Raw genomic sequence first — 22,880 nt, 5'->3', positions numbered from 1 at the left:
GAAACCGCAGGGAACGTCCTCTGGGAGTCGCGGTCGATGCTAGCTTGCGCTCGCGCCTGCCAATCGCCGATCGATCTCACTGAACGATGGGCGTTGCGCGGGCGCGTCGGACAGGCAGTCTGACTGCAAACCTCGCAGCAGCGCAAGCCGATGGCTGTTCTCATCGACATCGACGAATCGCTCGATCAATTCTTCCAGCAGGCAGCCAAAGGCCCTGACCTCAATTCGTTCGAGGCCTTTCGCATGCGCGCCGCCGCACTCGTAAAACGACGCAGCGCCGAAATCGCCGAGCAAGACCTGCCCGCAGCCGTCATGAAGCGTGTTATGGGCGTACAGGTCGCCATGCATGATGCCCTGCTCATGCAGATGGCGTGCAAGCGAGGCGACGCCTGATGCCATTCGCAGTACCGCCGGGAGACTGAAGCGCGTATCCGCGGGATAGACATCGCGCGTGCAGGTCTCGAAATTCGGCGGGCCCGCGAGATTGCAGAATTCGGGCCCGATCAGTTCCATCACAAGCCCGCTCGTCCCGCCGGGATGTCCCGCAACGCGTCCATTCAACGCAATGAGATTTGGATGCAATCCCGCAGCCATCGACGCTGCGAGTTCGGACTCTGGCGTGCCGTCGCTCGTCATCGTTCCCTTGAACAACTTGACGGCAACAGTCCGGTCGACCTTGTCAGCATCGCGAAGACGCGCCCGGTGAATGACACCGGAGGCACCCTGCCCCAACACATCATCGATGTGCAGATCGGCCCAATGAATATCGCGCACGACGGAGCCGGCAACAGCTGCTGCCTCAAGGCCTGCAGTGAAGGGATTGCCTGAATAAGCCAGCCAGGACAGGCGCGGCAATGCCAGAAGGAATTCAGGAAACGCCTGCAGTCGATTGGCAGACAGGCGGATCAATTCAAGCCGACGACACCTCGCCAACGTCTCTGGAAGGCTCGCAAGTTGGTTACCAGCGAGCATCAGCTTCTGCAGCTGGCTGCAGTCGCCAATCTCGGCCGGCAGCGATCTCACCTTGTTGTTCGTCAGGATGAGCCAGCGCAGCTTGGCCGTCAGAGCGCGCGGAGATACATCAACGATCTGATTTGCCTTGAATCCGATCATGCTCAATTCGGTACAGTCGCCGAGAACATCCGGTAGTTCGGTAAAGTGATTGTCGGAACAGAACAGGATCTGCAGCTTCCGCAGCCGGCCAAAATCGCTCGGCAAGGCCGAGAGGGCATTTCCAGACAGATCGAGGATTTCGAGGCTATCGGCGAGATCAAAAATCTCCGCCGGAAACGTCTCCAGCCCGCAAGACAACCGGAGGTGCTTGATGCCGGACAAAGCACCGGAATACAGCTGTTCCATCGTGTGCATCATTGGAATCTAACACCTTTATTCAGATCCGCCCTCTTACTGTGAACGGGCGCCGCAAGGCGAGCGGCCAAAACGCTGGCAAGAGCGGTCAATCGCCTTGCCCGCAGAGCTTGCCCCACCTATGAAAAAACCCCGCAAGCCATCACAGCTGCAGGGTTTTTTGAATTGGTGCGCTCGAAAGGACTCGAACCTTCACCCTGTTACGGACTGCCACCTCAAGGCAGCGCGTCTACCAATTCCGCCACGAGCGCTGGAAAAGACCGGCGGGCAAATCGCCCGGCCGGATCAACCGGCGCCGATGTAACAAACCTATGATGGGGGCACAAGGCCTGAACCGCGTTCCCCATCGCCCTGTGGGGAAAATTATCTGCGCTCCGGAGAGCGCGGCAGCATCTGCTTGACCTCGACCGCGATGCGGTTGCGATCGACCATGACCGAACCGGAGGCAACTGGCAGGTTATTGGCGAGAATCTTCACCTCGTCCTGCTCGGTGGCGTCGAGCTCGATGATGGCGCCGCGGCTGAGGCGCATCACCTGATGCACAGGCATAGTGGTGGTGCCGAGCACCACCATGATATCTACGGAAATATTGTCGAGGGTTGGCACGTCGGCCCCACAGTCACAGATAAAGGACCCTGCGCGCCCGCGCGTCAGGACTGAGCCTGAGAACAGCACGCTTATGGTTAGCCAATGGTTAATGACCGCCAAGCCCTCGATCTGACACCGTTTTCCCGCGGTGCCGCCGGCCCTCCCGTGGAATGGCGGATCGAGGATGCCCCGATTCCCTATCCCGAGGCGGTCGCCGCCATGGAAGCGCGGGTGGCCGCCATCGCCAATGGCGAGGCGCCGGAGCTGGTCTGGCTGCTGGAACATCCGCCGCTTTATACGTCTGGAACATCGGGCAAGGACGACGACCTGCTCGACGCCCGATTCCCGGTTTTCGAGACCGGTCGCGGCGGCCAGATCACCTATCACGGGCCCGGCCAGCGCGTGGCCTATGTGATGCTCGACTTGAAAGCCCGGCGGCCGGATGTCCGCGCCTATGTGGCAGCGCTGGAGGACATGATCATCCGCACCCTCGCCGCGTTCAACGTAAAGGGCGAGCGGCGCGAGGATCGCGTCGGCGTATGGGTTGCGCGGCCTGACAAGGGTGCGGGTTTTGAAGACAAGATCGCGGCGATCGGCGTGCGATTGAAGCGCTGGGTCTCGTTCCACGGCATCGCCATCAATGTGGAACCGGACCTCGGCCACTTCGATGCGATCGTGCCCTGCGGTGTGGTCGATCCGCGCTACGGTGTGACGAGCTTGGTCGATCTCGGCCTGCCTGTCACGATGACGGATGTGGACGTCGCGCTGAGGACCGCATTTGGCGAGGTGTTCGGCGAGATGCACGACATCGACACCGCAGCGATCGCCTGACAGCCGACTCCGCCCTCATGGTGAGGAGGCGCGATAGCGCCGTCTCGAACCATGAATGGCGTACGTCAGCGCTCGCGGCCATCCTTCGAGACGCCGCTCCGCGGCTCCTCAGGATGAGGGTGGAGTCTATTGGATTCGTAATCAGATCGTCGACAGCTGCGAGAATGTCTCGCGGGCATCGCGCAGCGCCAGCATGTCGGCCGTGGCATCACTCGCCACCACATTGTCCACGCGTGCCGGCGGCGGCCCGCGATGACAGGCCTCGATCAGCTCCGCGACAAGCTCGGCAGGCCCGGCGAACACCGCCTCGACGCTGCCGTCGCGGCGGTTGCGCACCCAACCGTGCAGGCCGAGCATGATGGCCTGATCGCCGGTCCAGGCACGGTAGCCAACGCCCTGCACCCGCCCCGTGACGATCACATGGCGGATGACGATGGCCATTATTTCTTCAGCCCGAGATAATCGACGCCGCGCTGCTTGACGACAGCGCCGCGGGTGACATTTTCCATCAGCTCGGCGGAAGCGAGGTTCTTCAGCTCCTTCGGCCCTGCCCCCTCACGCACGGCCTTCAGCGTCGCATGCACCGCGGCCATTGCCGCCGAAATCGGCGCATGGCCCTGGATGCAGATGCGGACGCGCTGGGCGCTGAGGAAATCCCAGTCGATCATGTCGTCGCTGGACGTGCCGAGCACAATCGGCAAGCTCGTTGCAGCACTGGCGGCCTGCAGTTCGGCGCGGTTCTTGAGGCCGGTGAACATGATCGCATCAACGCCGGCAGCCTCATAGGACCTCGCGCGCGCGATCGCATCATCGACTGACGTGATCGAGGCGGCACCAGTTCGGCCGACAATGACCAGCGCCGGATCCTGCCGCGCGCCGAGCGCAGCCTTGACCTTGCCAAGCCCCTCGTCCGCCGAGATAACCTGCGCCTTGGCCTCACCGTAGGCGGCGGGCAGCAGCGTATCCTCGATGGTGAGACCACCGGCGCCGGCGGCTTCCAGCTCCTCCACCGTGCGGCGGACATTGAGCGCATTGCCATAGCCGTGATCGGCATCGACCAGCACCGGCAGTGAGCCGGCGCGTGACATCCGCCGCATTTGCTCGGTGAGTTCGCTCAGTGTGATCAGCGCGATGTCGGGATCGCCGAGAATGGCAAGCGACGCTGCCGAGCCCCCGAACATGCCGACCTCGAAGCCGAGGTCTTCAGCGATACGCACCGAGATCGCGTCATAGACCGATCCCGGCCGCACGCAGCGATCGCCGGCCAGGATGGCCCGCAATCCGTAACGGCGTTGCCGGAACGTGGTCACGCGAATTCAAGAATGAGCGCGTCCACCGCCAGCGTTGCGCCAGCAGCGGCATGGATCTTCTTGACGGTGCCGTCGCGTTCGGCACGCAGCACGTTCTGCATCTTCATCGCCTCCACCACGGCAAGGGTCTCGCCGGCTTTGACTTCCTGGCCTTCGGTCACCGCAATCGAGACCACGAGGCCCGGCATCGGACAGAGCAATTTCTTGCCGGTATCCGCCTTGACGCCGATCGGCATCAGGCGCGCGGCAGCGGCTTCGGCCTCGGTGTAGACATTCACCGCGACCTCATAGCCCTGATGCGCGATGCGAATGCCCGACGCCTGCGGGCGCACCTGCATGGCGACGTGATGGCCATCGATCTTGCCATCCCAGACCGGCACGCCGGGCTTCCACGACGACACCACATGATGCACCGCGCCGGCTTTGCCATCTGCATTGATGAAGGCCACCGTCGTCGCATCGCCGTCGCGCGCGACATCCAGCAGCACTTCCTCGCGCTCGAGCCAGACGGCACGACGACCGGCGCGCACCACCGGGCGGCCGATCATCTGGCCGGAGATCTGACGCTTGCGCTCGCCATAAACGGCATCGACAGCCGCAGCGACCGCGGCGATGCGGCGGGCGACATCACCTTCCGGCGCCTTGGCGGCAAAACCGTTCGGGAATTCCTCGGCGATGAAGCCGGTGGAGATATTGCCGCTGCGCCAGCGCGGATGGACCATCAGCGCCGACAGGAACGGGATGTTGTGGCGGATGCCGTCCACATAGAAGGCATCGAGCGCATTGGCCTGTGCATCGATCGCCGCCGCGCGCGATGGTGCATGCGTGACGAGCTTGGCGATCATCGGATCGTAATAGATCGAGATTTCGCCGCCCTCCTGCACACCGGTGTCGTTACGCACGGTGACGCCGCCTTCCATATGGCTCTCGGCCGGCGGGCGATACTTCACCAGGCGCCCGATGGATGGCAGGAAGTTGCGGAACGGATCTTCCGCATAGACACGGGATTCCACCGCCCAGCCGGTGAGCGTGACATCCTTCTGCGCCAGCGCCAGCTTTTCGCCGGCCGCCACGCGGATCATCTGCTCGACGAGATCGACGCCGGTGACGAGTTCGGTCACCGGATGCTCGACCTGCAGGCGGGTGTTCATTTCCAGGAAGTAGAAGCTCTTGTCCTGCCCGGCGACGAATTCCACCGTGCCGGCCGAGTCGTAATTCACGGCCTTGGCAAGCGCCACGGCCTGCTCGCCCATCTTGCGGCGCGTGGCTTCGTCGAGCAGCGGCGACGGCGCCTCCTCGATGACCTTCTGGTTGCGGCGCTGGATCGAACATTCGCGCTCGCCGAGATAGATCACATTCCCATGCTTGTCGCCGAGCACCTGGATTTCGATGTGGCGTGGATCGACGATGAACTTTTCGATGAAGACGCGGTCATCGCCGAACGAGGCTTTCGCTTCCGCCTTGGCGAGGTTGAAACCTTCGGCGACTTCGGAGGTCGAATGCGCGATGCGCATGCCCTTGCCGCCGCCGCCGGCCGAGGCCTTGATCATCACGGGATAGCCGATCTCGTCGGCGATCTTCACGGCGTGCTTGTCATCCTCGATGACACCGAGATGGCCGGGGACGGTCGAGACCTTGGCCGCGGCGGCCGCCTTCTTGGATTCGATCTTGTCGCCCATGGCTGCGATGGCGCCGGGGTTCGGACCGATGAAAACAATGCCAGCCGCTTCCAGCGCGCGCGGGAATGCCTCGCGCTCGGACAGGAAGCCATAGCCGGGATGCACGGCTTCCGCGCCGGTCGCCTTGCAGGCCTCCACGATCTTCTCGATCAGCAGATAGCTTTCGGCGGCAGCCGGCGGCCCGATGAAGACGGCCTCATCGGCCATCTCGACATGGAGCGCATCGCGGTCCGCCTCGGAATAAACGGCGACCGTCTTGATACCCATCTTGCGGGCGGTCTTGATGACGCGGCAGGCGATCTCGCCGCGATTGGCGATCAGAATCTTTTTGAACATGAGCTGTCTTGCTTGCAACCTTGAGGCGGGATCGGGAAGATGAAACCGGCGGCACAATGTGACATGGCGCCGCATCCGTAACAATTCTGTCGCGGACGAAATCTAAAAAAGAGGCCCGGTCGCGATCGACCGAAATGTCCTGAAGCGAGGTGTTTCATGCGCGGCGCTGCCACCATCCTCTCCCTGAGTGTCTCTCTTATCTGTGCGACAACGGTGTTCGCCCAAAACAGTCCGCCCCGCAACCTCATTTTGTTCGTACCTGATGGGCTCCGGGCGCTGAAGGTGACGCCAGAAACGGCACCTGCCATGTCCGCGGTGCGGGATAAGGGCGTCAATTTCAGGAATTCGCATTCGCTGTTTCCGACCTTCACCATGGCCAATGCCTCGGGCATGGCCTCCGGGCACTATCTCGGCGACAGCGGCGTGTTCTCCAATTCGATCTATACGGGGCATCCGACCCCGGTGCAGAACGGCAGCACCATCCCCTTCATCGAGCACGACCAGGTGCTCGGCGATCTCGATGAACAGTTCAACGGCGACTATCTGAACGAGGAAACGCTGCTGAAGGCCGCGCGCAAGGCGGGCTTCTCGACGGCCGCCATCGGCAAGGTCGGCCCGACCCTGATGTTCGATCACACCGAACGCACCGGCAAGGAGACGATCACCATCGACGACCAGACCGGCGGCGTCGACAAGGCCGGCAAGCTGCTCGGCATTCCGCTCTCGGACGAGATGAAGGACGCGCTCGGCAAAGCCGGCTTCGCGCTTGAAACGCCCGGCCGCGGCGACAATGGCAAGGCCGGCGATGCCAAGACGCCTGGCACCACCGAAGCCAACGTCAAGCAGCAGGCTTACATGGCCGACGTCGCGACCAAAGTGGTCCTGCCGATGTTCAAGGCCCGCAACAAGCCGTTCGTGCTGGTGTTCTGGTCGCGCGATCCCGATGGCACCCAGCACAATCAGGGCGACAGCCTCAACAAGGTGACGCCAGGGATCAACGGCCCCTCCTCGCTCGCCTCCATCAAGAATGCCGACGATAATCTCGCGCAGCTGCGCAAGGCGCTCGACGATCTCGGCCTCGCGGCGAATACCAACATCATGATCTCGGCGGATCACGGCTTCTCGACGATCTCGAAGGAGAGCAAGACCTCGGCGACCATCAAGGGCACCTATCCCGACACACCGGAAGGCTTTTTGCCGCTCGGCTTCCTGGCCATCGATCTCGCCAAATCGCTCGACCTGCCGCTGTTCGATCCGAACGACAAATTCGCCCCCGTCGGCGACAACGCCTATCCGAAGGCCGGTAATGCTTACATCGGCAAGGATAAAGACAAACCGGATCTGATCGTGGCCACCAATGGCGGCTCCGACCTGATCTACCTGCCGACCAAGGACAAGGCACTGGCTGCAAAGACCGTGAAAGCGCTGCTGAAGCAGGATTATATCAGCGGCATTTTCGTCTCCGATGAACTGGGCTCGCCCCCGGGCACGTTGCCGCTGTCAGCGATCAATCTGTCCGGCAAGGCGGTCACGCCGCATCCGGCCATCGCCGTCTCGTTCCGCTCCTATTCCACCGGCTGCGATCAACCCGCGGCCTGTCAGGTCGAGATCGCGGACACCGTGCTGCGTCAGGGCCAGGGCATGCATGGCAGTTTCGGGCGCGGTGACACGCACAACTTCATGGCGGCGATCGGCCCGGACTTCAAAGCCGGCTTCGTCAATCCGCTTCCCGTGAGCAATGCCGATACAGGCATCACCGCCGCTTACCTGCTCGGCCTCAAGCGCGAAGCCAGGGGCAAGCTGATCGGCCGCGTGATGACCGAAGCGATGCCGAACGGCAAGACACCGAAGGTGACCTCGGAGACCACGCGTTCGAAGCCCGACGACCAGGGCCTGCGTACCGTTCTCGTGTGGCAGAAGGTCGGAGAGCAACGCTATTTCGACGTCGCTGGGTTCCCCGGCCGCACGGTCGGACTGGACGCGAAGAAGTAACGCACCAAACAAGAAACGGCGGGGCAATGCCCCGCCGTTTTCGTATGCGAAACTGCAATCCGGCTTACATGCCGATGTCGAACACGGCCGGCAGCTGCGCGAGCGGCAACGTCGCAGCACCAACAACGGCGGCGAGCAGCGTCATGATGGTGGCATTGCTGACGCGCTTGGCGCGCATCTGCGACGCGATCCATTCCAGCACTTCGACATTCACACCCACCGCCTTGGTCGGCGCCCAGCTGTCGATGGAGACGTCGGGCGACAGCGCAACATCGCGTGGCGGCACCGGCAGGCCCGACGCCGACGCCGCGTGATGCACCACGGCCTTAGCGAACAGGTCGTCGAAGCGACCGTCATCGCTGCGCTCGCGCGCGGCCTCGTTGATCGCAAACAGCGCCTCGGCTTCGTCGCGGCTGACCGGCTGGCTCGTGAGCGCCGATGCACCAAGAATGCGCGCGCACCAGGCGGCGTCATCCGCGTCGAGCGCGCGGGAGAAATGAATGCGTCCCCCGGCGGTCGGGCCTTCGCCGGTGATGACACCGTCGCGGACGACGGTGAGAGCCTGGGCCGCGGCGCGGCGGTCGGCGATGGACATTTCGAGGGCGCCGAATACCTCGGCAACGGCAGCGGTGGACATTTCAAACTCTTCTATTTGCAGTGCTTTTCGGGATACCTAGGAAATCCCACGAGCGAATTAACGAGCGGTTAAGAGACGGGATAGGCACTTTTCTTATCCCCAACCGTTGCAGTTCAGTCGCGGTCGGGCGTCGCTTGGTTCGACCAGATGTGGCGATCACCTCCGGCGGCATTGCGCCCGGCGAGCGGCAACTTCGCGGCATCTGATCACTTGATATTGCCGACGCCATTGTGTCGCAGAGGGCTTGCGTGAAACGCGATGCTCCTGGACGCACCGATGAAGGAAGGATCTTGTCCTTTTTGCGTACCGGTTCCAATCGTGACCCCATCTCCCTATAATCAGACCACGCACGCATTCGCGCGATCCCTTCCCAGGACATGAGGTCGATCCATGGCTCTACAGATCAATTCCGTTGCTCCGGACTTCGAAGCCGAAACCACCCAGGGCACCATCAAATTCCATGACTGGATCGGCGACAGCTGGGCGCTGCTGTTTTCGCATCCGAAGGATTTCACCCCGGTCTGCACCACCGAGCTCGGCGCCCTCGCCCGCCTGCAGCCGGAGTTCGACAAGCGGAACGTGAAGCTGATCGGTCTCTCGGTCGATCCCGTGCACAAGCATGCGCTGTGGGCCGCCGACATCAACGAGACCCAGGGCGCCGAGCCGAAATTCCCGATGATCGGCGACACCGAACTGAAGGTGTCCAAGCTCTACAACATGCTGCCGGCCGACGCCTCCGGCGGCGCCGATGGCCGCACCGCCAATGACAACGCCACCGTACGCAACGTCTTCGTCATCGGGCCGGACAAGAAGATCAAGCTGATCCTCGTCTATCCCATGACCACCGGCCGTAACTTCCAGGAGATCCTGCGCGTCATCGACAGCCTGCAGCTCACCGCCAAGCATCGCGTGGCGACGCCGGCGGACTGGAGCCAGGGCCAGGACGTCATCATCGCCGGCTCCGTCACCAATGACGAGGCGAAGACGATCTATCCGGCCGGCTGGAAAGAACCGAAGCCTTACATCCGCATCGTGCCGCAGCCGAAGTAACGCTGCGAACGACTTGCAGAAACGACAAGGCGCCGCGAGATGATCGCGGCGCCTTTTCGTTTTGCGATGGACGTAGGATGGGTTGAGCGAAGCGAAAACCCATCATTCCGTCGATGCGGCAGCCTCCGCTGATGGGTTATCACTCCGGCGCTCCGCGCCGCCGTTCAACCCATCCTACGTTCGCGGCGCCAGCCAATTCGTGATGATCAGCCCCAGCGTCCCCGCCGTTGCGGTGACGAACGTCCCCCAGGCGATATCGACGACGACCACCGGCCAGGTCCAGTGCTTGAGCAGCGACAGCGAGGTCAGCTCGAAGGTCGCGTAGCAGAAGAAGCCGAACAGCGCGCCATAGATCAGCGTCGAGCGCCACGTCGCATCCGCCGATGCGCTGACGAAGATCAGGATGCCGAAGATGTAGAGACAATAGAACAGGACGGCCGGCGCCAGGCGAACATCGCCGAGCATGTCGCCAACCTGCGACTGGAAGAAACCTTTGGCGATGAGCCCGAGGAAGAGCAGATCGAGCGGCAGCATGACGATGAAAGTCGCCAGATAGAGAATCACATTGCGCTTCACATCAGTCTCCGGTCGGTTGCGTCATGACTACGAAGAAATACGCATCAGCTCGCGCAAGGTTGCAAGCCGCGGTATCAGAGACTGGATCGATCGCACCACATCCGTGTTAGATCGGTGACATGACCGATCAAGCCCCCATCATCGTCTGGTTTCGCGACGACCTTCGCCTTTCGGATCACCCGGCCCTCCATGCTGCAACGAGGTCTGGCGCGCCGGTGCTCTGTCTCTATTTGCTCGACGAGCAGAGCAGGCAGATCAAAGCACCACAGGCGAGGCCGATGGGTGGCGCCACGCGCTGGTGGCTGGCGCAGTCGCTGCGTGCGCTCTCCGACAGGATCGAAGCCATTGGCGGCACGCTGGTGCTGCGCCAGGGCGCCGCGGCGAAGGTGATCCCTTCCATCGCGCGCGAGATCAATGCGAGCCACGTCTACTGGAACGAGATCGCACAGGCGCCGCATCTCGCCATCGCCGATGAGGTCACAGAAGCGCTTGCCGATCTCGATATCGGCACCGAGAGCTTTCCGGGCGACCTGCTGGCGCATCCGAACACCATTCGCATGAAGGAAGGTCGCGGCCTGCGCGTCTTCACGCCGTTCTTCAAGCGCATCCTCGCGATGGGTGGCCCGGCAAAGCCCGTGCCTGCGCCGAAGAAGCTGATCGCCGCACCAAAAGTGAAGAGCGACAAGCTCGATGACTGGAAGCTCGAGCCGAGCAAACCAGACTGGGCCGGCGGTCTGCGCGAGAGCTGGACGCCTGGTGAAGCTGCGGCGCACAAACATCTCAAGCGCTTCCTCAAGGACATCCGGGGCTATGCAGGCGATCGCGATCGCCCCGACCGCGACGGGACGTCGCGCCTCTCTCCACATCTGCGCTTCGGCGAGATCAGCCCCAGGCAAGTCTGGCACGCCGCGCAATTCACCGCGGATGAAGATCCGAAGCTCGCAAGCGACGTCGGCAAATTCCTCAGCGAGCTTGGCTGGCGCGACTTCTGCCGGCATCTGCTGTTCGACATTCCCGATCTTGCCGCCCGCAATCTGCAGGAATCCTTCGACGACTTCCCCTGGAAGACCGATCGCAAGGCATTAAAGGCGTGGCAGCGTGGCCTGACCGGCTATCCCGTGGTCGATGCCGGCATGCGCGAGCTCTGGCACACCGGCGTGATGCACAATCGCGTGCGGATGGTGGTCGCATCCTTCCTCGTGAAGCATCTCTTGATCGACTGGCGCCATGGCGAAGCGTGGTTCTGGGATACGCTTGTGGACGCGGACAGCGGCAGCAATCCTGCCAACTGGCAGTGGGTCGCGGGCTCCGGCGCCGATGCTGCGCCCTACTTCCGCGTCTTCAATCCGATCCTGCAGGGTGAGAAGTTCGATCCCGACGGCGACTACGTTCGCAAATGGGTTCCAGAGCTTAATAACTTGTCAGCAAAACTCGTTCATCAACCGTGGACGGCAACACCGATGGAGCTGAAGGAAGCAGGTATCAAACTCGGCAGCGACTATCCGATGCCGATCATCGACCACAAGGAAGGTCGCGATCGTGCGTTAAAAGCGTATAAGACGATACGAAGTAGTTGACGGCATATCGCATGCACTTCAACACACCGCCGAATCGGACTAACGTGGCAAAGTCGATAACCGCTGGGGGATGCTATGACTGACGACACTCCGATCATCGAACAAGTGACGGATGCGCTGAGCAGCGCCGCCGGTGCGACCAAAGAAGCGGCCACCTCGGTGGTCGAAACAGTTACCAAGGCCGCGAAGAAAGTTGCGAAGAAAGCGACTCCGGCCAAGAAGAAGTCCACCAAGAAAGCTTCTGCGAAGAAATCCTCTTCAAAGAAGGCAACCAAGAAAGCGAGACCACCAATGGCTAAGAAAGCTGCTAAGAAGACCGTGAAGAAGGCCGCCAAGAAGACCGTCAAGAAGGCCGCCGCCAAGAAGACCGTGAAGAAGGCTGCCGCCAAGAAGACCGTGAAGAAGGCTGCCAAGAAGACCGTCAAGAAGGTCGCCAAGAAGGCCAAGAAGGCTGCCAAGAAGAAGTAATCCTTCTTCCTCGCAGATGTGAAAGCCTCCGGGTCCAAGTCCGGAGGCTTTTTCATGTCTGGGGATGAACGAGATGCGACGACCTCTCAGCGGTCGTCCCCGCGCAGGCGGGGACCCATAGACACCGACAGCGAAATCGCAATGACATAGTCGCAGCGATCGCGTTTCCATCAGATCGACAGCGGGTATGGGTCCCCGCCTTTGCGGGGACGACAGCTAGGCCTTCGCGCGATTGACCAGCAGCACCGCTGCGCCACAGGCCACCATGCCCACGATCGCCACCGCATCCAGCTTCTCGCCGAACAGCACGTAGGCCATCAGCGCCGTCACTGCCGGCACCAGATAGAACAGGCTCGCCACCTGGCTCGAGGCCTGACGGCGCAGCAGCCAGTACAGCAATCCGACGGTGCCGATCGACAGCACGATCGCGAGCCACGCCACCGACAGCACGAATTCCGTGGTCCAGTGGATCACCCGCGTCTCGAACAGAAACGCGCCGATGCCGAGCATCACCATGGCCGCCACTTGCTGGATGAAGCTCCCGGCCCGCCAGTCGGTGCCGCCGCAGAAGCGCTTCTGATAGAGCGTACCGATGGTGATGGTGACCAATGAGAGCCCCGATGCCGCCCAGCCCCAGCCGGCATTGCCCGACATCGGACGGCCGTGCAGCACCAGCAGCACGCCGCCGAGACCCAGCACGAGCCCGCCCCATTGCAGCGGCGTCACGCGCTCGCCGAGAAAGCGGCTTGCCAGGATCGAGGTGAGGATCGGCTGCAGGCCGGGGATGATCGCCGACAGGCCGACCGGCACCTGATGCGCGATCGCCAGCACCGTGCCGGCAAGATAGAGCCCCTGCACCAGAAGGCCGGCGACGATATTGTGGCCGATGCCGGCGCGATCCGGCCAGGCCGGCCGCGTGAGCAGGACGATGACGCCCATGATCGACGCCGCCACGATCATCCGCACCGTCAGATAGGTCAGCGGCTCGGCGCCGTTGAGGACATATTTCGTGCCAATGAAGCCGGTGCTCCAGAGCAGCACGAACAGCACGGGCGTGGCCGCAGCCATGAGGGCATTTGTCTCTTTATTCATGGGCTGCTCAGTGCCCCATCATGTGCTAAGCGGCAATGGCTGATTGCGCGGGCCAGCCCGGCTGCGATCACAAGACAGATACTTGTTTGACCACATAAGGAATTCGCCATGGATGTTCGCGCCGCTGTCGCCATTGCCGCCGGCAAGCCGCTTGAGATCACCACCGTCCAGCTCGATGGCCCGCGCGATGGCGAGGTGCTGGTGGAGATCAAGGCCACCGGCATCTGCCACACCGACGAGTTCACGCTGTCGGGTGCCGATCCCGAAGGTCTCTTCCCCGCCATCCTCGGCCATGAAGGCGCGGGCATCGTGCGCGAGGTCGGCCGCGGCGTCACCTCGGTGAAGCCCGGCGATCATGTCATTCCGCTCTACACACCGGAGTGCCGCCAGTGTCCGTCGTGCCTGTCGCGCAAGACCAATCTCTGCACCGCGATCCGCTCGACCCAGGGTCAGGGTCTGATGCCCGATGGCACATCGCGCTTCTCGCTCGAAGGCAAGCCGGTGCACCACTATATGGGGACCTCGACCTTCGCCAATTACACGGTGCTGCCGGAGATCGCGGTGGCGAAAATCCGTGAGGACGCGCCCTTCGACAAGGTCTGCTACATCGGCTGCGGCGTCACCACCGGCGTCGGTGCCGTGTTCAACACCGCCAAGGTGGAGCAAGGCGCCAAGGCGATCGTGTTCGGTCTCGGCGGCATCGGCCTCAACGTGCTGCAGGGCCTGCGTCTTGCCGGTGCTGACATGATCATCGGCGTCGACATCAACAATGACCGCAAGGCCTGGGGCGAGCGCTTCGGCATGACGCATTTCGTCAATCCGAAGGAGCTCGGCAAGGACCTCGTCCCTCACCTCATCGACATGACCAAGCAGGGTGCCGACCAGATCGGCGGCGCCGATTACACATTCGATTGCACCGGCAATGTCACCGTGATGCGGCAGGCGCTGGAGTCGTGTCATCGCGGCTGGGGCCAGTCGATCGTGATCGGCGTGGCGCCCTCGGGTGCCGAGATCGCGACACGGCCGTTCCAGCTGGTGACGGGGCGTGTATGGAAGGGCACGGCGTTCGGCGGCGCACGCGGCCGCACCGATGTGCCGAAGATTGTCGACTGGTATATGCAGGGCAAGATCCAGATCGACCCGATGATCACCCATGTGATGCCGCTCAGCGACATCAATAAGGGATTTGATCTGATGAAATCAGGTGAATCGATCCGGGGCGTGGTGACGTTTTAAAGCGACGCGCTCTTTCTTATCCCTCCCCCAAGCGGCGCAGCCGCGCCGTGGGGAGGGTGGATCGACGGCGCAGCCGTCGAGACGGGTGGGGTGTTCCCACAAGCTCTACGTCACGTGGGGACCCCCACCCGTCCGCGCTTCGCGCGGCCACCCTCCCCACAAGGGGGAGGGAAAACGGAGTTCTGTTGTCCAACTCCACGCTACATCACGTCGACAGCATCGCGCCCTCACCCGCGACACCATCCTCATCCCCACGCTTCGCATAGCGCCGCGCCAGGATTGCGCAGACGAACAGTTGCGCCTGGTGAAACAGCATGATCGGCAGCACGATCAGGCCGAGGGCATGCCCGGGAAACAGGATCGCTGCCATCGGAATGCCACTGGCCATGCTCTTCTTCGATCCGCAGAACACGATGGCGATCTCGTCCTCGGTCGAGAAGCCCATCCAGCGGCTGGCGAGCATCGTGGTGACGATCACCAGCGCCAGCACCGCCACATCGACGGCAAGAACCGCAGCCAGACTGCCGACCGAGAGCTGGCTCCAAACTCCTTCAACCATGCTCGCGCTGAAGGCAGCGTAGACGATGAGCAGCACCGAGCCACGATCGACGGTCGAAGTGAAACGCGAATGCGATAGCAACCATGCACCAACCCAAGGACGGATCAGCTGACCGACAACGAAAGGTGCCACGATCTGCGCGGCAATCTCTTCGAAGGCGACCAGCGAGAAACCTCCGCCGGCCGAGGACAGCAAGAGCGACACCAGCACCGGCGTCAGCGCGACGCCGAGCAGATTGGAGACCGATGCGCTGCACAGCGCCGCCGGCACATTGCCGCGCGCGATCGAGGTGAAGGCGATCGAGGACTGCACGGTCGATGGCAGCAGGCACATGAAGAGGATGCCGGTCACGAGATCGGCCGGCAGATACGGACGCAGCGCGAGGCTTGCCACGACGCCGACCAGCGGAAACAGCAGATAGGTGCTGGAGAACACCATCGACTGCAACCGCCAGTGCAGCAGCCCTTCCTTCACCGCGGTTGGCGACAGGCGCGCGCCATAAAGCAAGAAAAGGAGCGCCACCGCCGCGGTGACGACGTGATCGACATAAACAGCGGCCTCGCCGCGTGCGGGCAAGACGGCTGCCAGCGCAACCGTGGCCATCAACCACGTGAGAAATGCATCGATCGGTAGTTTGATATGCCGGCGTGAAGAGGAAGTCATCGCAGTGAGCCTTTGTCTGATGACCCAGATCTAGATTCTCCCGCCTTGATGCAAAATCCCCATAACAACGATATCAGTCATCATGTATTGTGATGACCATGGATTACGTACCCGTCGATCTCCTGCAGACCTTCGTAGCGGTGACCGATGCCGGCAGCTTCACCGGTGCGGCCCGGATGCTGGGCCTGCAACAATCCACCGTCAGCCAGCACATTCGCCGTCTTGAAGAGCAGACCGGCCGCCGCCTGTTCGACCGCAGCACCCACCGGGTCGGCCTGACTCCGGACGGTGACATTCTGCTCGATCACGCCCGCTCCATTCTGGAGCGCTATGCCCATCTCGAGCAGCATCTGTCGGCGGCACCACTGCGTGGCCGGCTGCGCTTCGGCGCATCGGAAGACTTTGTGTTGTCGGCCCTGCCGAACGTGCTCGCGGCTTTCGCGCGTCGTCATCCCGAACTCGATATCGAATTGCATTCCGGCTTGAGCGAGGATCTGCGCACCTCATTCGATGCGGGCCGCCTCGATCTGGCGCTGGTGAAGCAGCGTGCCGGCGACAGCCGCGGCAGGATCGCCTGGAAGGAGCCGATCGAATGGATGGCACATCCCGAATTCAGGCTCGATCCCGACGTTCCCCTGCCGCTAATCCTCTATCCACCGCCAAGCATCACGCGCGTCGGCGTGCTGGAGACACTCGAAGCGGCGGGACGACGGTGGCGCATTGCCTTCACCAGCGCCAATGTGTCCGGCCTGACTGCGGCTGCACGTGCCGGTATCGGCCTGTTGCCGCATTCCGTGCGCTTGATGCCACCGGGTTTGACGATCCTGTCGTCGCGCGAAGGCTTGCCAAAACTGCCCGATATTCAGTTCGCAGTGATCACGCCGGACCACCCGCCGCCCGCGGTCGAAGCACTCGCTGCGACGATCATGAACTGGGCGGGGCCGCGCGATCGCCAAGGTTAGGCCCGTAGGATGGGTTGAGCGAAGGCGCGGCAGCGCCGGAGCGATAACCCATCGGCGGAGCTTGCGGCAATCGACGGAATGATGGGTTTTCGCTACGCTCAACCCATCCTACGGCCCCGCGCTTTTGGCTTACGAAGACTTTTCGAAGAACGGCACGATGCGACCGGTGAATTGCGCATACCGCGCCTTCACCTTGTCGCCGATAACGAGATCATTGGCGCCGTGGGCCATCATGCGAAAGCCCTCCGCGGTATCGATGAGAACGATATTGTAGGGCACATGCTCGCGCGCTTCCGGCGTGCCCGCGCGGAGAACTAGCGACGTCGCATAGACGGTGCCCTCACCTGATGACACCTTGTCGTCGAGATCGGTCGAGCCGCAAGCCGCGCAAAAACTGCGGCGGAAATACTGGATCGCATTGCAGGCGCGACAGGACTGGAAGCTGATGTCTTCCGTGCCCATGGTCCAGTCGGCAGCGGGCTTGAGACTGCTCATGACACGCGCTCCAGGAACATCGAGACATGCGAGGACAACACGCCGCCATCGCCGTGCAGCAGCGCGACCGAGGCATCCTTGACCTGACGGTTCTCGGCCCGGCCGGTCATCTGCAGATGCGTCTCGACCAGATGCGCCATGGCACCACCGACGCCGCAATGGCCGTAGGAGAGCAACCCGCCATGGGTGTTGAGCGGCATCGCGCCGTGCTGGCCGAAATGGCCATCGCGGACCTTTGCGGCAGCCTCGCCGCGGCCGGCAAGGCCGAGATCTTCCAGCAGCATCGCCAGCGTGATGGTGAAGCTGTCATAGACCGCCGCATAGCGGACATCGGAGATGGCGATGCCGGTTGCCTGCCTCGCGCGTGCAATCGCGATCTCGGCGCCGAGGCCGGAGAGTGGAGGCGCAGCGGTGATGTGCTGATGCGTATGCGCCTGCGCAGCGCCGCGCACGCGGATTTTCTGATCGGATGTCGGCTCGTAGCTGACCACGAAAGCCGCGCCGCCATCGGACACCGGACAGCAATCGAGCAGCTTGAGCGGGGTCGCGATGGTCTTCGACGCCATCACATCGGCGACCGTGATGGGATCGTGAAACTGCGCGCCGGGATGGGTCAGCGCATGCTTGCGCATCAACACCGCGAATTCGGCGAGGTCTTCCTGCGTCACGCCATATTCGTGCATATAGCGATTGGCGACGAGGCCGTAATAGGCCGGGATGGTCGGCCCGAGCGGCACTTCGTAAACGGGATGTCCGACCTGCGCCAGCGCCTGGATCGAGGCATCGCGACTCTGGCCCGTGAGCCGGTTCTCGCCGCCGACGACGAGGACGTTCCTGGCGACACCGCCCTCGACAAGCTGATGCGCCAGCATCGCCATCGCCATGCCGGTGGCGCCTCCGACCTGGATCGCATGGGCGTAGGACGGCGTAATGCCAAAGTGTTCGGCGAACACGGTCGCCAGCATGATATGCGGCATGGTCGTGGAATAGCCGCACAGGAAACCATCGATATCGGCGCGCTTGAGGCCGGCGTCAGCGAGCGCGAGCTCGGCGGCGCGGGACATCAGGTCGATGGTCGATGAGCCTTCATGCTTGCCGTAAGGAAGAAGGCCGACGCCCGTGATGTAGCTCATCTTGGGTTAGCTCCAGTCTTTGCCACACACGCCGAACAGTCCCCTCTCCCCTCCGGGGAGAGGGTTAGGGAGAGGGGGAGCCACACGCTCTGCAAGAGTTTGTGGCGCCCCCTCTCCCGCCGCGAAGACGCGGCGACCTCTCCCCGGTGGGGGAGGTGAACAGAGCGCCATCGCATCGGTCTCGTTTCTCATCAATACGACTTCGGCAGCCCCAGCGCCTTCTCGGCGATGAAGCTCAAAATCAGCTCCCGGCTCACCGGTGCAATCCGCGGGATCAGCGATTCCCGCAAATATCGCTCCACATGATATTCCTTGGCATAGCCAAACCCGCCATGGGTCATCACCGCCTGCTCGCAGGCATGATAGCCCGCCTCGCCCGCCAGATATTTTGCGGAATTCGCAGCCGGACCACAGGGCATATTGTTGTCGTATTGCCAGCCGGCCGACAGCACCATCAGCCACGCGGCTTCCAGCTCCATCCAGTTCTTCGCGAGCGGATGCTGGATCGCCTGGTTCTGGCCGATCGGGCGATTGAAGACGTTGCGTTCCTTGGCATAGGCCGCCGCCCGCTTCAGCGCGACCTTGCCGAGCCCGACCGCTTCCGCCGCGATCAGGATGCGCTCCGGGTTCATGCCGTGCAGAATATACTCGAAGCCACGCCCCTCCTCGCCGATCCGATCCTCCACAGGGATCTCGAAATCGGCGAAGAACAGCTCGTTCGAGTCCACGCATTTGCGGCCGAGCTTCTCGATCTCATGCACGGTGATCTTCGATCGATCAAAATCCGTATAGAACAGGCTGAGCCCATGGGTCGGGCTCTTCACCTCGTCCAGCGGCGTGGTGCGCGCCAGCAGCAGGATCTTTTCGGCGACCTGCGCCGTGGAGATCCACACCTTCTGGCCGTTGACGATGTAGCGATCGCCCTTGCGCACGGCGCGGGTCTTGAGCTGTGTCGTATTGAGCCCCGTATTCGGCTCGGTCACCGCGAAGCACGATTTTTCCGTGCCGGCGACGATCGGCGGCAGCATGCGCTGGCACTGTTCCGGCGTACCGAACACCACCACCGGATTGAGCCCGAACACATTCATATGCACGGCTGATGCGCCCGACATGCCGGCGCCGGATTCCGAGATCGCCCGCATCATGATCGCGGCATCGGTGATGCCGAGACCGGAGCCGCCATATTCCTCGGGGATGCAGATGCCGAGATAGCCGGCATCGGAAATCGCCTTGTGGAACTCGATCGGAAAACCGCCCTCCTTGTCCTTCTTCAGCCAGTAGGCATCGTCGAAGCGCGAACAGATCTTGTCGATCGTATCGCGGATGGATTCCTGGTTGGCGTCGAGGGCGAAATCCATGCGTCAGAGCTCCGACGTATCGGGCATGGCGGCCTGCTTCAGCACGCCGTCCTTGTGCAATTTCTCGATCTGCTCGGGCGTATAGCCGACCTCGGCCAGCACTTCGGCATTCTGCTCGCCGAGATGCGAGGCGAGGCGCGACAGGTCCACCGGTGTCTTCGACCAGGTCGCGGCGACCTTCATGTTGCGCACCGCGCCTTCGGTCGGATGCTCGACCTGCTGGAAGAAATCCGTCGCCAGCATATGCGGATCCTGCATCATGCTTTCCAGCGTATGCATCGGCGTCGATGGCACGTCGGCCTCGTCGAGCAGCTTCGCCCACTCCGCCGTCGTCTTCGTCTTGAAGATGCGCGACAGTTCGGCATTCACCGTGTCGATATGCTGGATGCGCTGCGGGAAGGTCGCGAAGCGCGGATCATCGAACAGCTCCTCGCGGCCCACATGTTTGAGAAAGCTCTTCCACTGCTTGTCGTTATAGACCATGGCGCAGATATAGCCGTCTGAGGTCTGGTACGGCCGGCGATCCGGCGACAGGTGACGGCCATAGCCACCCTTGTCGAGCGGCGGATCGTAAGTGAGGCCGCCCATATGGTCGCCCATCATGAAGCCCGCCATGGTCTCGAACATCGGAATATCGACGCGCTGGCCCTCGCCGGTCTTGTCGCGATGGATGACGCTGGCGAGGATCGCGCCGAGCGCATTGAGACCGACGATGCGATCGACCAGCGCATTCGGCACATAACGCGGCACGCCGTCCGGGCTGATCCGCGCGTTCAAGGCGGCAAGCGCAGTGGCGCCCTGGATCAGATCGTCATAAGCGGGCTTTGCAGCATAGGGGCCGGCCTGGCTGAAGCCGAACACGCCGGCATAGATCAGGCGCGGATTGATCTTCGACACCACGTCATAGCCGAGATTGAGCCGGACCATCGCCGCCGGGCGGACATTGTAGACCAGCACATCGGCACTCGCGACCAGCTTCAGCAGCGCCTCGCGACCCTCGTCCTTTTTCAGGTCGATACAGACGCAGCGCTTGTTGCGGTTGGTATTGAGGAAAATCGGTCCCATGCCGGGATTGCGCATCGGCCCGATCGCGCGGACCACGTCACCATCGGGGGACTCCACCTTGATGACATCGGCGCCATAGTCGCCCAGCGTCTGGGTGCAATAAGGCCCCATCATCACCGAGGTCATGTCGATGATCTTGATCCCGTGAAGTGGTCCCGCCAAAGCCGTTTGCTCCCGAAAAGCGTGTGATTGCTTTCGTCTTAGCGGCAGCAGCTTTGCAGGCGCAAGGGCGCTGGGCGCGGAGCCTTATGCGCGGGAGGCCGATGCCCCTCACTGTCATCGCCCGGCTTGACCGGGCGATCCAGTACACTCACCAACTTCGGCGTGTACTGGGTCACCCGGTCAAGCCGGGTGACGACAAGGAGAGCTACTTCTTCATCATCTCCCGCAGCTCGGTCTTCAGCACCTTGCCGTAATTGTTCTTCGGCAGCGCATCCAGATAGACATAGCGCTTGGGCCGCTTGAAGCGGGCGATATTGGCGAGACAATGCGCATCCAGCGCCGCGTCATCCGCGGCCACGCCCGGCTCCAGCACCACGCAGGCGACCACCACCTCGCCCCAATCGGGTTCGGCGACGCCGATGGCCGAGACTTCCCGCACGGCGGGATGCGTCAGCAACGCCTCCTCCACCTCGCGCGGATAGATGTTCGTGCCGCCCGAGATGATGACATCCTTGGAGCGGTCCGACAGCGTGAGGAAACCATCCGCATCCAGCCGGCCGACATCGCCGGTGCGGAGCCAGCCGTCCTTCAGCGTCTCGCTGTTGGCCTTGTCATTGTTCCAGTAGCCCAGCATGACCGCCGGCCCCCTGGCCTCGACCTCACCGGTCTCGCCGGTGGGAAGCGGCCTGCCATCGGCATCGGTGATCCGCACCGACATCACGCTCTGCGCCGGACCGACCGAGGCCAGCCGTTCGAGATAGCGCGGGTGATCGACATCCGCATGAAACGCGCGCGGCAGCGAGGTGATCGTCATCGGCGATTCACCCTGGCCATAGATCTGCACGAAGCGCTGGCCCATGGTGCTGATCGCATCGCGGATATCGGCGAGATACATCGGCCCGCCGCCATAGACGATGGTGCGGATACCCTCGCCCGCCTCACCGCGCTTCTTCGCGGCATCGACGAGACGGCGCACCATGGTGGGCGCCGCAAACATCGCGACATCGCCAAGCACCTTGCCGAGATCGAGCACTTCATCAGGGTCAAAGCCCTGGCTCTCGGGCACGACGTGGCGCGCCGCCATGCGGACATGGATGAAATTATACAGGCCGGCGCCATGCGAGATCGGCGCGGCATAAAGGATCGCATCGCGCTGATGCACCTGGTCGACATCGGCGAGATAGCACAGCGAGGCCGCAACCAGATTGCCATGGCTGAGCATCACGCCCTTCGGCCGGCCTGTCGTTCCGGAGGTGTAGAACAGCCACGCCAGATCATGATCGTCGCGCGCGAGCGGCACGGCCGCGCCGGGCTCCCCGTGCTGCAGGTCGTGAAAGGTTTCGCTCTCCATCGACAGCATCTGCATCGCCGTCGGCAGATCCTCTGTCACCGCAACGAGACTGTCGTGGCTGTCACCATCGACGAGCGCAAGCCGCGCGCCGGCATTGTCGCAGATCCACGCGGCCTCGCGGCCATGCAGCTTGGCATTGATGGGGATGACGACGCCGCCAATCCACCACACCGCATACAGGCATTCGAGATATTGCGTGCAGTTCGATGCGAACAACGCGACACGATCGCCGGGCGCGATGCCGTAGTCACGCACCAGCCCTGCACCGATCGCCGCGGCACGATGCGCGAAGGTCGCGTAGTCAGCCTGCACCGTGGTGCCACTCAGCAGCGCCGGCGCCTGCGGATGCAGACGCGCCGACGCCGCAAGCCATTGGGCGATATTCATGGCGA

At 62.7% G+C, this 22,880-nt stretch carries 21 protein-coding genes and 1 tRNA gene; 7 read left to right on the top strand and 15 right to left on the bottom strand.

Features of this window, described 5'->3' with window-relative positions; all coding sequences use genetic code 11:
- Window positions 1-39 precede the first annotated feature (39 nt).
- From AC1RQ5_RS13785 to AC1RQ5_RS13775, 3 genes are all read right to left on the bottom strand, one after another.
- Window positions 40-1,371 (bottom strand): leucine-rich repeat-containing protein kinase family protein, encoded by a 1,332-nt coding sequence (locus AC1RQ5_RS13785; RefSeq protein WP_493199626.1) that lies wholly within the window; start codon window positions 1,369-1,371, stop codon window positions 40-42.
- Between the two features lie 163 nt (window positions 1,372-1,534).
- A tRNA-Leu gene (locus AC1RQ5_RS13780) sits at window positions 1,535-1,619 on the bottom strand.
- A 112-nt stretch (window positions 1,620-1,731) separates the two neighbouring features.
- Window positions 1,732-1,974, bottom strand: coding sequence for a FliM/FliN family flagellar motor switch protein (locus AC1RQ5_RS13775; protein WP_233025783.1), 243 nt, complete (start codon window positions 1,972-1,974; stop codon window positions 1,732-1,734).
- 84 nt (window positions 1,975-2,058) lie between these two features.
- Between AC1RQ5_RS13775 and lipB the strand changes: the two genes are divergently transcribed.
- Window positions 2,059-2,787, top strand: a complete 729-nt coding sequence (lipB, locus tag AC1RQ5_RS13770; protein WP_493199624.1) for a lipoyl(octanoyl) transferase LipB — start codon at window positions 2,059-2,061, stop codon at window positions 2,785-2,787.
- 141 nt (window positions 2,788-2,928) lie between these two features.
- On the opposite strand, the gene AC1RQ5_RS13765 is transcribed toward lipB, so the two are convergent.
- From AC1RQ5_RS13765 to AC1RQ5_RS13755, 3 genes are read right to left on the bottom strand one after another with little or no spacing between them, the layout of a single operon-like run.
- Window positions 2,929-3,228, bottom strand: coding sequence for an acylphosphatase (locus tag AC1RQ5_RS13765; protein ID WP_493199622.1), 300 nt, complete (start codon window positions 3,226-3,228; stop codon window positions 2,929-2,931).
- Complete coding sequence (locus AC1RQ5_RS13760) at window positions 3,228-4,097, bottom strand: isocitrate lyase/PEP mutase family protein (protein ID WP_493199620.1); 870 nt, start codon at window positions 4,095-4,097, stop codon at window positions 3,228-3,230. Before AC1RQ5_RS13760 ends, AC1RQ5_RS13765 begins: the two co-directional genes overlap by 1 nt.
- Window positions 4,094-6,112 (bottom strand): acetyl-CoA carboxylase biotin carboxylase subunit, encoded by a 2,019-nt coding sequence (locus tag AC1RQ5_RS13755; RefSeq protein WP_398475385.1) that lies wholly within the window; start codon window positions 6,110-6,112, stop codon window positions 4,094-4,096. The genes AC1RQ5_RS13760 and AC1RQ5_RS13755 overlap by 4 nt, the downstream gene beginning before the upstream one ends.
- A 156-nt stretch (window positions 6,113-6,268) precedes the next feature.
- Between AC1RQ5_RS13755 and AC1RQ5_RS13750 the strand changes: the two genes are divergently transcribed.
- Window positions 6,269-8,104: an alkaline phosphatase family protein gene (locus tag AC1RQ5_RS13750; RefSeq protein ID WP_493199617.1), complete on the top strand. Its 1,836-nt coding sequence runs from the start codon at window positions 6,269-6,271 to the stop codon at window positions 8,102-8,104.
- A gap of 64 nt (window positions 8,105-8,168) precedes the next feature.
- Here the strand turns inward: AC1RQ5_RS13750 and AC1RQ5_RS13745 are convergent, their stop codons facing one another.
- Window positions 8,169-8,741, bottom strand: coding sequence for a hypothetical protein (locus AC1RQ5_RS13745; RefSeq protein ID WP_398475389.1), 573 nt, complete (start codon window positions 8,739-8,741; stop codon window positions 8,169-8,171).
- Window positions 8,742-9,131: 390 nt separating this feature from the next.
- On the opposite strand from AC1RQ5_RS13745, the gene AC1RQ5_RS13740 reads away from it, so the two are divergent.
- Complete coding sequence (locus AC1RQ5_RS13740) at window positions 9,132-9,791, top strand: peroxiredoxin (protein ID WP_493199615.1); 660 nt, start codon at window positions 9,132-9,134, stop codon at window positions 9,789-9,791.
- A gap of 174 nt (window positions 9,792-9,965) precedes the next feature.
- On the opposite strand, the gene AC1RQ5_RS13735 is transcribed toward AC1RQ5_RS13740, so the two are convergent.
- On the bottom strand, window positions 9,966-10,367 hold the full coding sequence (locus tag AC1RQ5_RS13735) for a DUF2177 family protein (protein ID WP_493199613.1): 402 nt from the start codon (window positions 10,365-10,367) through the stop codon (window positions 9,966-9,968).
- Between the two features lie 119 nt (window positions 10,368-10,486).
- Between AC1RQ5_RS13735 and AC1RQ5_RS13730 the strand changes: the two genes are divergently transcribed.
- Both AC1RQ5_RS13730 and AC1RQ5_RS13725 read left to right on the top strand, forming a co-directional pair.
- A complete protein-coding gene (locus tag AC1RQ5_RS13730) occupies window positions 10,487-11,944 on the top strand; it encodes a cryptochrome/photolyase family protein (RefSeq protein WP_493199611.1) in 1,458 nt (485 codons plus the stop codon).
- A 75-nt stretch (window positions 11,945-12,019) separates the two neighbouring features.
- On the top strand, window positions 12,020-12,412 hold the full coding sequence (locus tag AC1RQ5_RS13725; RefSeq protein ID WP_398470780.1) for a hypothetical protein: 393 nt from the start codon (window positions 12,020-12,022) through the stop codon (window positions 12,410-12,412).
- Window positions 12,413-12,628: 216 nt separating this feature from the next.
- Here AC1RQ5_RS13725 and AC1RQ5_RS13720 read toward each other — a convergent pair whose 3' ends face one another.
- On the bottom strand, window positions 12,629-13,504 hold the full coding sequence (locus AC1RQ5_RS13720; RefSeq protein ID WP_493199608.1) for a DMT family transporter: 876 nt from the start codon (window positions 13,502-13,504) through the stop codon (window positions 12,629-12,631).
- Window positions 13,505-13,612: 108 nt separating this feature from the next.
- On the opposite strand from AC1RQ5_RS13720, the gene AC1RQ5_RS13715 reads away from it, so the two are divergent.
- Window positions 13,613-14,740 carry an S-(hydroxymethyl)glutathione dehydrogenase/class III alcohol dehydrogenase gene (locus AC1RQ5_RS13715; RefSeq protein WP_493199606.1) on the top strand — a complete coding sequence of 376 codons (1,128 nt, stop codon included), beginning with the start codon at window positions 13,613-13,615 and terminating at the stop codon, window positions 14,738-14,740.
- 205 nt (window positions 14,741-14,945) lie between these two features.
- On the opposite strand, the gene AC1RQ5_RS13710 is transcribed toward AC1RQ5_RS13715, so the two are convergent.
- Entirely contained in the window at window positions 14,946-15,962 is a 1,017-nt protein-coding gene (locus AC1RQ5_RS13710; protein ID WP_493199604.1) for a bile acid:sodium symporter family protein, read from the bottom strand.
- Window positions 15,963-16,060: 98 nt separating this feature from the next.
- On the opposite strand from AC1RQ5_RS13710, the gene AC1RQ5_RS13705 reads away from it, so the two are divergent.
- A complete protein-coding gene (locus AC1RQ5_RS13705; protein ID WP_493199603.1) occupies window positions 16,061-16,924 on the top strand; it encodes a LysR substrate-binding domain-containing protein in 864 nt (287 codons plus the stop codon).
- 129 nt (window positions 16,925-17,053) lie between these two features.
- Here the strand turns inward: AC1RQ5_RS13705 and AC1RQ5_RS13700 are convergent, their stop codons facing one another.
- The 5 genes from AC1RQ5_RS13700 to AC1RQ5_RS13680 form a co-directional block, all read right to left on the bottom strand.
- Window positions 17,054-17,419 carry a Zn-ribbon domain-containing OB-fold protein gene (locus AC1RQ5_RS13700; protein ID WP_493199601.1) on the bottom strand — a complete coding sequence of 122 codons (366 nt, stop codon included), beginning with the start codon at window positions 17,417-17,419 and terminating at the stop codon, window positions 17,054-17,056.
- On the bottom strand, window positions 17,416-18,552 hold the full coding sequence (locus AC1RQ5_RS13695) for a thiolase family protein (RefSeq protein WP_493199600.1): 1,137 nt from the start codon (window positions 18,550-18,552) through the stop codon (window positions 17,416-17,418). The genes AC1RQ5_RS13700 and AC1RQ5_RS13695 overlap by 4 nt, the downstream gene beginning before the upstream one ends.
- A 191-nt stretch (window positions 18,553-18,743) precedes the next feature.
- Complete coding sequence (locus tag AC1RQ5_RS13690) at window positions 18,744-19,910, bottom strand: acyl-CoA dehydrogenase family protein (RefSeq protein WP_493199598.1); 1,167 nt, start codon at window positions 19,908-19,910, stop codon at window positions 18,744-18,746.
- Window positions 19,911-19,913: 3 nt separating this feature from the next.
- Window positions 19,914-21,137: a CaiB/BaiF CoA transferase family protein gene (locus AC1RQ5_RS13685; RefSeq protein WP_493199597.1), complete on the bottom strand. Its 1,224-nt coding sequence runs from the start codon at window positions 21,135-21,137 to the stop codon at window positions 19,914-19,916.
- A 205-nt stretch (window positions 21,138-21,342) separates the two neighbouring features.
- Window positions 21,343-22,875, bottom strand: a complete 1,533-nt coding sequence (locus tag AC1RQ5_RS13680; protein WP_493199596.1) for a class I adenylate-forming enzyme family protein — start codon at window positions 22,873-22,875, stop codon at window positions 21,343-21,345.
- Window positions 22,876-22,880: the final 5 nt, after the last annotated feature.

It is taken from the genome of Tardiphaga sp. GW821-FHT12E02 (assembly GCF_058807155.1).
Note: the sequence above shows the minus strand (reverse complement) of the source record. Positions and strands in the feature narration are given on the sequence as shown.